General features: G+C 40.0%; 6 protein-coding genes and 1 pseudogene. 3 read left to right on the top strand and 4 right to left on the bottom strand.

Translation table 11 applies throughout. The features are described 5' to 3' along the window. Positions 1–14 precede the first annotated feature (14 nt). The 4 genes and pseudogenes from H9N25_RS01270 to H9N25_RS24825 all read right to left on the bottom strand — a co-directional run bounded on the left by H9N25_RS01270 (position 15) and on the right by H9N25_RS24825 (position 6,200). Complete coding sequence (locus H9N25_RS01270; RefSeq protein ID WP_190327683.1) at positions 15–161, bottom strand: hypothetical protein; 147 nt, start codon at positions 159–161, stop codon at positions 15–17. Positions 162–718: 557 nt separating this feature from the next. Continuing rightward, positions 719–4,894: a hybrid sensor histidine kinase/response regulator transcription factor gene (locus tag H9N25_RS01265; RefSeq protein WP_190327682.1), complete on the bottom strand. Its 4,176-nt coding sequence runs from the start codon at positions 4,892–4,894 to the stop codon at positions 719–721. A 207-nt stretch (positions 4,895–5,101) separates the two neighbouring features. Beyond that, positions 5,102–5,763 (bottom strand): annotated as a pseudogene (locus H9N25_RS24830) (endo-1,4-beta-xylanase). After that, positions 5,712–6,200, bottom strand: a complete 489-nt coding sequence (locus H9N25_RS24825) for an endo-1,4-beta-xylanase (RefSeq protein WP_255524539.1) — start codon at positions 6,198–6,200, stop codon at positions 5,712–5,714. Before H9N25_RS24825 ends, H9N25_RS24830 begins: the two are co-directional and overlap by 52 nt. Before the next feature lie 296 nt (positions 6,201–6,496). Here H9N25_RS24825 and H9N25_RS01255 point away from each other — a divergent pair, with 296 nt between their 5' ends. The 3 genes from H9N25_RS01255 to H9N25_RS01245 all read left to right on the top strand — a co-directional run bounded on the left by H9N25_RS01255 (position 6,497) and on the right by H9N25_RS01245 (position 11,252). Beyond that, the gene (locus H9N25_RS01255; RefSeq protein ID WP_167292951.1) at positions 6,497–7,585 is read left to right on the top strand and encodes an endo-1,4-beta-xylanase; all 1,089 of its coding nucleotides are present in this window, start codon (positions 6,497–6,499) and stop codon (positions 7,583–7,585) included. Between the two features lie 131 nt (positions 7,586–7,716). Beyond that, entirely contained in the window at positions 7,717–9,096 is a 1,380-nt protein-coding gene (locus H9N25_RS01250) for a glycoside hydrolase family 43 protein (protein WP_190327681.1), read from the top strand. A gap of 101 nt (positions 9,097–9,197) precedes the next feature. Further along, positions 9,198–11,252 (top strand): alpha-glucuronidase, encoded by a 2,055-nt coding sequence (locus tag H9N25_RS01245; protein WP_190327680.1) that lies wholly within the window; start codon positions 9,198–9,200, stop codon positions 11,250–11,252. Positions 11,253–11,353: the final 101 nt, after the last annotated feature.

Below are 11,353 nucleotides of genomic sequence, written 5' to 3'. Positions count from 1 at the left end.
GTAACTGTTACCCTTCAATTAAATGATGCGATTATGTTGGTGGTTTCATCCAATTGCATTTTAGGGTCAATATTTTTATAATCAGCATTTCCGGTCCAGGTAATTTTACTTCCATAGTTTGTTATTTTACGGTGTACGCCATCGGTATTTAATCCCCTCACCAACTAATTTTAACCAAAGCATTGCACAATTCCTGGGTTAATGAATTTCAGATTGATCTGTTATACATCAATGCTTCCTGGTAAATGGAAAGGGTTTAAAAAATAGACATATACTTCACCTGTTGAGGGTTTTACCCAAAAGCCTAATTTTCTATTTTATACAGCAAGCCATTACAGAGTGGTTAGTTATACCTCACTCCATAAACTTGAAAAATAAAGAAACCGGAGTGCTGGGGTGATCTGGATAGAACAGCTGGTGCAGGTTTGATCCCATTTAGCGGGGCAAGATTGCATCGGCCTTCCTCATAGAAGTTGATTAGTTGGTTAGTCATTGTTTAAGAGTTTATTTGGTTAAATCCAAACATAGCTCAAAAACGAATCTGAAGGTTAGAATATTTGTTCATAAATCAGCTACAAATGTTCTATCAACATAAACAACTGAAAAGCAATACGTTACACAAAATAAAAACGAATAAACGCATTAATTATCAGAATATTACATCCAGTAAAACGTTTTTTTTGCCCGAAACAATCGATTGCATAACGACCAATTCTACCTAATTCTCTATGCTGGCAGAATTGTCTGCCTTACGGTATAGGTTTAAATATTCTGAAGGTTGCATTCCGAATTTTAACTTAAATGATTTCGCAAAATAATTTGGTGTTGCAAAGCCTACCAGGTAGGCAATCTGAGAAATGTTCAGATCACTTTTAACTAATAAACCAGCAGCTTTATCGAGCTTTACCGAACGTATATACTCTACAGGTGAAAGTCCTGTTAATTCCAGCACTTTGTGGTAGAGCGAGCCCCGGCTCATCCCCACATTTTTACTTAAATCCTCAACAGACAATTGTGAATTATTGATATTATCTTCAATGTACTTTAGAATATTTTTGAGCAACTTATCGCCGTGGGATTCAACTAAAATTTCTGTTGCCTCCATTTTTATCTGTTTGGTATAAGTATTTTTCAGGGTCCAGTTGAGAACCAAAAGGTTTTTGATTTTAATATTCAGGATATCGATATTAAATGGCTTGGTAAGGTAGTCATTAGCCCCGATTTCCAACCCCGTCAACTGTTCCTGTTCGCCAGTGAGCGCAGTTAGTAGAATAACCGGAATATGTTTTGTCCTTTTATCTTCTTTTATTTTTTTGCATAGCTCAATACCCGTCATGTTTGGCATACTAATATCGCTAACAATAAGTTCCGGATGGTTTGCCAATGTTTTTTGCCAACCTTCCTTACCATCAGCTGCTTCTACAATGCGGTAATTGGACTTCAAATTATCTCGGAGATATTCCCTGAGGTCCTGATTATCTTCTACCAGAAGAATGGTATGGATTTCTGCGTCTGTTTCACTTACTGCTTTATCTGAGGCTTCTTCCTGAATTTGTGATGGGGTTTCCGGACTAGAAAAATCCAGATTAAGTTTTTCGATATGGTCTAGTAGCGGCAAAGGTAGGGCAATAATGAAACGGGTACCTTTTCCAACTTCGCTTTGCAGATCGATAGTACCTCCCTGGATTTTGACAAATTCTTTAATGATGGAGAGCCCAATCCCGCTTCCCTGATTGAGAATGGAAACTTCGGTATCTGCCTGGAAAAACCTTTCAAATACTTTCTGCTGTTCTTCCTCGCTAATGCCAATGCCGGTATCGCTAACGCTTATCAAAACGGCCTCTTTCTGCCCATCGCGTTGTGTCCTTTTCAAATCAACGGTGATAGTACCACCTGATGGTGTAAATTTAAATGCATTAGAAAGCAGGTTAAATAAAATACGTTCCAATTTGTCATGATCAAATTCAGTTGGATAGCTATCGAACTGGGTTTGAAAAGAAAGGCTTATAGATTTACGTTCACTTAAATCGTTGAAAGATTCTATTACATCAGCTATAAAGGAAACCAGCTCACCTGGCGTATTATTTATCTTGAGCTCATTTTCTTCAATTTTACGAAAATCAAGAATTTGGTTTACCAGGTTAAGCAAACGGCGGGCATTTCGCTTCACTATTTTAAGAGAAGCATTTTTAGCATCATCACCTTGTTGTGAAAGGAGTTTTTCAACTGGCCCCAGGATGAGTGAAAGTGGCGTACGAAACTCATGACTGAGGTTGGTGAGAAATTTAATTTTTAGAGAATCCAGTTCATGCAGCCGTTCTGCCTCTTTTCTATCCTGCAAAATTTGCTGCTCAATTTTTGTTTTCTCCTGAACCAGCGCAAACTTTCTTTCCAGGTTTTTAATACCCCGATGACGAATGTAAAGTAAAGTACCGGCTATAGCGAGCAGGTAAAAGGCGTAAGCATATATTGTTCTCCAAAGCGGTGGATGGACAATTATTTTTATCGAAGACTCCGTTGTATTCCAAACGCCATCATTGTTACTCGCCCGCACATGAAAAATATATTCCCCGGGATCGAGATTGGTGTAGGAAACGGTTTTAGCTGTACCTGCATCAATCCATTCTTTATTAAAACCTTCGAGCTTATAACTATAACGGTTTTGTTCTGGTGCGGTATAGTTTACACTTACAAAACTCAGTGAAAAATTTTGCTTGTAATCCAGGTCAATTCTTTTTGCAACAGATATATGGTCGGTTATCGGTCCGTCTTCGCTCGCCTCGATTAGATTATTGGAAATCTTTAGCTCGGTAAAAAGCACAGAGGGAACATTTTTATTTTTTCTAAATCCGACCGGATTGAAGTAGTTCATTCCTTCTGCTCCGCCAAAGAATATTTCACCGTCTTTACATTTCAGTACAGCCCCCCTGATAAAGTTATTGTTCTGCACCCCATTGTATATTCCGTAGTTACTAAATTTTTGTGTTTTAGGGTCAAAAAGACTAATCCCTTTGTTGGTACTTAACCAAACATTATGATTGTCATCTTCTACGATCGCGTCAACAACAGCACTTGCCAGGCCATCGCGCTCGGCAAAATTTATAAATTTACCTGATTTTTGATCAAGTAAATTCAAGCCGCCTCCTGCAGTTCCGATCCAGATCCGTCCTTTGGAATCTTCAAGAAAAGCCTGCGCAACATCACCCTGAAGACCTGAATTAAGCTCGTTATAATGTTTAATAATGGTCTTATCAGCACTAATCATAGCCGCTCCAGAACCATGAGAACCTATCCATATGTTTGCAAACCGGTCTTCTTTGATAAAACGTATATAATTATTAAGCGGAAAATTGCGATCTATGGGCGCCTGAGCTTTACTCATATACCTGAAAACGACCTTGTGATTTGAATCCATAACATTGATCCCACCGCCATTGGTGCCTACCCATATGAGTCCGCTTTTATCCTGGGTGATGCAAAACACATCGTCTGAATTAAGGCCAAAATCTTTATTTGTTTTTCTAAAGGACGTGGCTTTGGTTAAAGTTGAATCCAAAACGATTAGGCCATAGCCGAAGGTACCCAGATAGACTTTCTTAGCTGAACTAACAAATAGAGACATGAGGGTTATCCGTGAGGGTAAACCCAGTTTTTCCAGGTCTACTTTGTGGAACAAGGAGGTATTTCTATTGAAGATGCTCAATCCGCCCCCTTCTGTAGCTACATATATGTTATTGTTGTTTTTTTGCGCAAATGAAGTTACCACAGGTGCATTTAAACCATATACATCGAAAACATTACTTTTAATCAGGTTAAACAGGTTGAGGTTGCTATCAAACTTATTAATCCCCTCGCGGTATAAGCCTAGCCAATATATTCCCTGCTTATCTATATACACGTATTTTACACTGGTTCCCCGCAGGCTATAAGAGTTTCGGGGATTTGGCCGATATACCATTACTTTTTTTGTACCGAGATCAAAAACATTAAGTCCATCTTCGGTGCCGAGCCATAATTGACCGTTTGGCGCTACAGCTATACTTTGAACAATATTATCGCTCAGTGAGTTGGGATCTCCCGGAATGTGTTGATAATTCTCGAAGCCCATACCATCCGATTTAAGCATACTCAGGCCAGAGGTGGTGCCGATCCAGATATTACCGTTATCATCTTCAGCTAAAGATTTTACCATAGTTCCCGCCAACTGCACTGGTTTATCTGCTGCAGATCCAATTCTGGTAAAAGAAGATTTTTTTCGGTTATAAAGAAATAATCCATCGTCTGTTCCCACCCACATCCTGTGTTTGCTGTCTTCCATCATGATATTTATCATTGTTGGCGGAAGTTTGCCAAACTGGGCGGCTGCTATTGGAAACTTGGAAACCTTTTTAGTGTCTGGATCAAAAACATCAAGCCCGGTAAAGGTTGCCACCCATATTTTACCCAAATAATCACTGGTGATATACCTGATCAGGCTGTGACTGAATCCTGTTGGGGTATTTGAAGCATGATAGTTGATGAAAGAATTTTTTCTTCTATTGAAAAGTGCAAGCGAACCTCCGCTGGTACCAAACCAAAGATTTCCCTTCCGGTCTTCGTGAATGGCCTTAACCTCATTAGCCTGAATACTTGAAGAATCGTTTACCTGGTGTTTATAGGTTGTAAAGTTAGTGCCATCAAATTTATTTAATCCGTCTTCGGTACCAAACCACATTAAACCGTATCTGTCTTTAAAAATTACAGTTACATTATTAGATGACAACCCGTTTTTAGAAGTGAGAGAGGTAAAACGCAATTCAGGCTGCTGCAGTTTCGGTTGTGCTACAGTATCCCCAGCGCTAAAAAGCACATAAATAAATAGAATTAATGATAGATATGCAGGCCCTTTGAGCATAATTTAGTGATTTTGCTGTATTAATAAAATTTCAATTCCAAAGGCGCTAAAAGATTACATGGCGACCTAAAATCTAAAGAAGATTCGAAATTGTTTGGATACATGATCTATTTGGTTTGGTGATGGTAAGATAAAAAAACTAATTTAGTTCATCGCAACATTACAGCTCGAACGGCATATTTTCTTCATTCTTTAGATAAAAACGAATTATTCATTAAAGTTGACGACACCGCGATAAGCTTTTTTTCTTTGCAGGTTTTTATCAAAGAGCAGCGGATAGTTTTTTCTTCCAGGTACCGGATATTGATCAAGCCATGTAGCACGATCTGAAAGATTCCAGAAAGTTACGCTACTGATCTGCTTTTTAAAGGTTCTGAAAATAGAAAAAACCCTGGCATATTGATCACTTTGCTTTTTTTCGAGTGCCGCTGTCAGGCTGTCTTGCTCATCAGGCTTCTTTGCTCTTAAATTTTTCTCCCATTTATAGATAGACATATCCAGTTCAGTAATCTGAATCTGCAGGCCAAGAGAAGCATATAATTTTAAAGATTCCCTTAACTCGCTGTCGCTAGGCTCAAAAATAGACCAGTGCCCCTGCAGCCCACCCCATGAATAGGCACCTTATCATCGACCAGTTTTTTCAGCATTTTATAGATTTTTGCTCTCTTAGCAGGTCGTTCCGAGTTATAGTCATTATAAAAAAGCAATGCATCAGGATCAGCCTCATGTGCATATTCGAAAGCTTTGGCAATAAACTCTTCTCCGCAGATTTCTTTCCACAGAGAAGGCCTTAAATATTGGTCATCTTCGTCACCGATCACTTCATTAACCACATCCCAGGCATACACCTTTCCCCTGTACCTTCCCACAACGGTTGTGATGTGATCTTTAAGCCGCTTAAGCAAAAGTGCTTTATCAGCCCTTCCCCTGAGCTGTTCTTAAAAATCCAGGCCGGCACCTGCTCATGCCAGCACAAAGTATGCCCCCTTATTTTGAGTCGGTTACTAAGCGCAAAATTAACCAGTGCATCGGCCTCGGTCCAATTATAAACATCCTCGCGGGGATGAATGGGTTGCATTTTCATCGCGTTCTCCGGTGTTATGCTATTAAATTCCTTTAAAAGCAGTGCACCCTGTTCTCCCTTAATGGTTTGGGCCGAAACTGCAACTCCAATATTGAAATAAGACTGATAATAATCTTTCAGTCCGAGGTTACTTTTTTTAGCCCTATTGTAACTGCCGCAACTGGAAAAGGCTGCGAAAACAGCAATAGTAAATATGGCAATGTGAAATTTAGTTGTACGCATTTATATTTGGTTGAATAGCAAAGTCGATTTCATCCTATTAACCTTGCAGGAAAAAATCCAGTAAATTTAGACCTAAGTATATAGACCAGCAGTCATATTTGTCAAAACAATAACAACAGATGTTCAAAAAAGCGCCAAATAGCCAAAAATTAGCCGAATTAACAACCAGATAAGTACCCAGGCCATCATGTCATAAATTCATTACATGACATTTGTTTCCTAAAATTGACGATAAGAAGCTTGGCCAGCATAAAAAACATACGATTTTGCAACCTTATAGCCTTACCTAATCAAATATGAGAAAACCGAATATCACACCTTACCTGGCCACCCTGCTCCTTATCACCGGAATGGTGTTTAGTGCATATAAAAACAAGGGGGATAATGCCAAAGGACTGAAAGACTATTACCAAAAGTATTTTCCCATAGGGGTGGCCGTTACACCATGGGACCTCAGTGGAGATAAGCGAAATTTGATTCTTAGCCAGTTTAACAGCATCACATCTGAAAATGCAATGAAAATGGGTCCTATTCATCCCATGGAAAATACCTACAATTGGAAAGTTGCAGACTCTATAGCTTCCTTTGCAAGAGCAAATGGGTTAAAACTACGCGGACATTGCCTGGTATGGCATAACCAAACCCCTCGCTGGTTATTTAAAAATGAAGATGGAAGTGTAACCTCAAAAGAAACTTTGCTAAAAAGAATTCAAGAGCACATTAACACTGTTGTAAGCAGGTATAAAAAAGATATATACGCATGGGACGTTGTTAACGAGGCTATTGCAGATGATTCTGCCTATTTCCGGAAATCGCCGTTATACCAAATCGCAGGCGAAGATTTTATAGAAATGTCTTTTAGGTACGCGCACCAGGCAGATCCAAATGCCCAGCTATTTTACAACGATTATAATACGGAACAGCCATTAAAGCGAGAAAAAATTTACAGAATGCTTAAAGGCCTCCTGGCTAAGGGTGTTCCAATCCATGGAGTCGGGCTTCAGGGACACTGGTCTGTAAATAATCCGAGCCGCTCGGAACTGGAAAAATCTATTACCCTTTTTTCTTCCCTGGGACTTAAAATTCAGATTACAGAGCTGGATGTATCGGTATATGATGGCCATCAGGGCGGGCAATTGATTAAGGGCAATACGCAAAAAGCAGTTGCAACATTTACGCCGGAAATGGAAGAAAAGCAGCTCCAACAATATAAAATGATTTTCGATGTTCTCCGGAAACATAAGGATCATATTACCGGTGTAACCTTCTGGAACCTATCAGACCAATACAGCTGGCTGGATAACCGTGGCCGGAAAAACTACCCGTTACTGTTTGATCAGGAACTTAAGCCAAAAAAGGCATATTTCGAGGTCACAAAATTTTAACCAATACGCAAAAAACCATCAATTAAACCAATTAGCTGTCAAAATCATCCGGTTCATTACCCAAATGCCACTAATTTCGGCAGCAAGGCAAAAATTCCGTTGATAGATGAAACTTTATAAGCCAACTCAAAATGAAAAAACTAAGTAAAATACCTTTTAAACTCATTATCCTATTTTCCTCATTCTTAATTTTAAGTCAACACGTGCAAGCCGATGACCATATTGCTGCTCACAGGCATCTGGCAGATCCAGCCACATTGGTCTATAACGGAAGGGTTTACATTTATGCATCAAACGATGATGACAACACCGATGATAAGGATAGCGGTTATAAAATGAAATCGATTGTCTGTATTTCCAGTAGTGATATGAAAAATTGGACTGATCACGGTGTCGTTTTTGAGGCGCCCCGCGATGTATCCTGGGCAAATAGAACCTGGGCACCTTCGGTTATCGCCAGAAATGGCAAAATTTATCTTTATTTTGGTAATGGTGGATCAGGCATTGGTGTAGCTACATCCTCCTCTCCAATCGGGCCGTTTAAAGATCCATTGGGTAAAAAACTAATTGATAATGAAACCCCAGGCGTACAACCTGCAAAAAACATGTGGTTATTCGATCCAATGGCTTTTTTGGATGATGATGGACAGGCATATTTATATTTTGGGGGCAATGGTGAAGATAATATGCGGGTAATTAAACTGAATGAAGATATGATCAGCGTAAATGGTCAGGCAAGTTCTTTTCATGTCCCTGCCTTTTTTGAAGCCTCATGGATGCATAAGCGAAACGGCAATTACTATTTTTCGTATTCCTCTAACCCTAAGGCAGAAATGAGGATTGATTATATGATGAGTAAGAGTCCAACCACTGGATTTGTCTATAAAGGCGTTATAGGCGCGCAACCACCAAACAATAATAACAATAATCACCACGGGATATTTGAATTTAAAGGAAAATGGTACCATGCCTACCACAACAGGCTTGTGGCTATAAAAAAGGGTATCCCTCCTGTTTACAAAAGAAACCTGGCTATTGAAGAATTAACTTACAAGCCAGATGGTTCGATTGTTCAGATAAGTTATACGGCAAATGGTGTAACACAAGTTGGCTCGGTAAATCCTTATCAACGAAACGAAGCGGAAAGCATGCAGGATCAAAACGGGATTATAACCAAAAACACAGCCGACGGTGGAATGGAGATTTCGGGTATGAAAAATAACAACTGGATCAAAATTCAAGGTGTAGATTTTGGAAAAAAAGGTCCAAAAGATTTTAGCGCAAAAGTGAGCGGTCTCTCACCTGGCACCAGCCTTGAAGTACGCGTAGGTAGTTTAGATGGAAAACAAATTGCAAAATTAGTTTCTACTGGTGATAAGACAGCCGACTTACAAATACGCGCTGCAAAAGCCGAACCTATCCAAGGTAAACAAGATTTTTATCTTTTAATATCCGGCGGTGATCCCTCTACTGCAATTGATATAGACTGGTGGCGTTTTCAGCAACGTTAAACATCCAGGCATTTTAAGCCGTATACGATAACGCAAAGGCTCGGAGTGAGCAAGCCCGGAATATTGGATAAAATACTTTAAAGCATTATATAGAAAGAAAAATGGCATATATTAAAAGGATGGTTACAGTTGCATTACTGATGTTAAGTCACGCAACAATATCAAAAGCCGAAGATGGTCACGCACTATGGCTCCGAAACCATTCTGCAGTAAAAGTTAGTATTTCCTGTCCAGTCCACTCCCCTATTATAGACCTTGCAACAGATGAACTCAAAAAAGGCTGGTTGGGCAAGGAGAATATGGTCTTAAAACTTAATCTAAGCAAAAATTCCGCTATCAAAGGCGATGGATTCCAATTGGAAGAATCAGCAATCAATGCCCGTACAGAACTGGGTTTATTATACGGCACCTACGAATTGTTGAGGCGTCAATACCTTAACCTCCCACAGCGCAACTTTATTTCAAATCCTTCCTACTCCAGAAGAATCCTCAACCATTGGGATAACCTGGATGGCAGCATTGAAAGAGGTTATGCGGGAAGTTCAATATTTTGGGGCAATACCGCGAATGGATTGGAGATTACTAATCAGGACCGAGAAAAATGGAAAACTTACGCCAGGGCAAATGCATCAATCGGTATTAACGGTGCGGTTTTAAACAATGTAAATGCATCAGCAAAAGTCCTTACCCAGGCTTACCTGGAAAAAGTGAAGGTAATTGCAGAAAGTCTGCGTCCCTATGGAATAAAAACCTATTTATCTGTTAATTTTTCATCCCCTGTTCTTATCGGTAAATTAAAAAAGGCAGACCCCTTAGATCCTCAGGTTCAACAATGGTGGAAAGATAAAGTAGTGGAAATTTATAAACTCATCCCTGACTTTGGAGGATTTCTGGTTAAAGCTAACAGTGAAGGACAACCCGGACCGCAAGATTACGGAAGAACCCACGTGGATGGCGCAAATATGTTAGCCGATGCCTTGGCTCCTTTCGATGGAATCGTGATGTGGCGTGCCTTTGTTTATAACCCATCTCCTGAGGACAGAACCAAACAAGCTTACAAAGAATTTTTACCACTTGATGGCGCTTTCAGGAAAAATGTAATTTTACAGGTAAAAAATGGCCCACTTGATTTCCAGCCAAGAGAGCCCTTTAGCCCTTTGTTTGGAGCAATGTCTAAAACCCCGGTGATGCCTGAATTTCAAATAACCCAAGAGTACCTGGGCGCCTCCAAACAACTTGTTTTCCTCTCTACCTTATGGGAAGAATGTTTAAATAGCGACACTTATAAAATTGGAAAAGGCAGTACCGTTGCCGCCTGCACCGATGGCTCATTAAGCAAAACTGATTTTACCGCCATTGCAGGAGTGGCTAACATTGGTAATGATGTAAACTGGACCGGACACACTTTTGCCCAGGCAAATTGGTATGCATTTGGGCGTCTGGCGTGGAATAACAAACTAGAGAGCAAAGTGATAGCTGCAGAATGGATAAAACAGACTTTTCTCGATCATAAAGAAAAAACAACCGACGCTAACTTTGTCAAAACTACTCAAAATATCATGTTGGAAAGCAGGGAGGCGGCCGTTGATTATATGATGCCACTGGGACTTCACCATATTTTCGCCGAAGGCCATCATTATGGCCCTGCACCATGGTTTTCTAATGATAAAATCCGTCCAGACTGGACCTCTGTTTATTACCACAAGGCAGACACCGTGGGGATAGGTTTTGACAGAACCCGTAACGGAAGCGATGCAGTTGACCAATATCACGAGCCATTAAGTTCAACCTTCAATAGCCTCTCCAGCTGCCCGGAAATATATCTGCTCTGGTTTCACCATGTGCCATGGTCTTACCGCCTGAAAAGTGGAAATGATTTGTGGACAGAACTATGCATTCGCTATGACCATGGCGTTCAGACGGTCAGATCTTTTCAAAAAGACTGGGACAAAATGAAGGGATCAATAGACAACGAACGTTTCGCAGAAGTGCAATCTAAACTCCGAACGCAATGCAGAGATGCTCAAATCTGGAAAGATGCCTGCTTACTCTATTTCCAGCAGTTTAGCAAAAGGGAAATTCCATTTGAAATTGAGCGCCCCGTCCATGATCTTCAATCGCTGAAGGAACTCACTAAAAGCCGGGATTATCAGTAGAAAAAAAGAGGCTGTTTCCATAAACCAATTTATCTATTGAATTTACCCGACTTTGTGTTTTTTGTGCGGAAGACTTTGCGTACTTTACGTTTAAAAAAGAA

Source organism: Pedobacter riviphilus (assembly GCF_014692875.1).
Lineage (GTDB): Bacteria > Bacteroidota > Bacteroidia > Sphingobacteriales > Sphingobacteriaceae > Pedobacter > Pedobacter riviphilus.
The sequence above is the reverse complement of the archived record's forward strand: the minus strand, read 5'-3'. Positions and strand labels throughout refer to the sequence as shown.

Coding starts and splice junctions, on each gene's coding strand:
- H9N25_RS01265 (WP_190327682.1), bottom strand. CDS start 4,894: ATGCTCAAAGGGCCTGCATATCTATCATTAATTCTATTTATTTATGTG.
- H9N25_RS24825 (WP_255524539.1), bottom strand. CDS start 6,200: ATGCGTACAACTAAATTTCACATTGCCATATTTACTATTGCTGTTTTC.
- H9N25_RS01255 (WP_167292951.1), top strand. CDS start 6,497: ATGAGAAAACCGAATATCACACCTTACCTGGCCACCCTGCTCCTTATC.
- H9N25_RS01250 (WP_190327681.1), top strand. CDS start 7,717: ATGAAAAAACTAAGTAAAATACCTTTTAAACTCATTATCCTATTTTCC.
- H9N25_RS01245 (WP_190327680.1), top strand. CDS start 9,198: ATGGCATATATTAAAAGGATGGTTACAGTTGCATTACTGATGTTAAGT.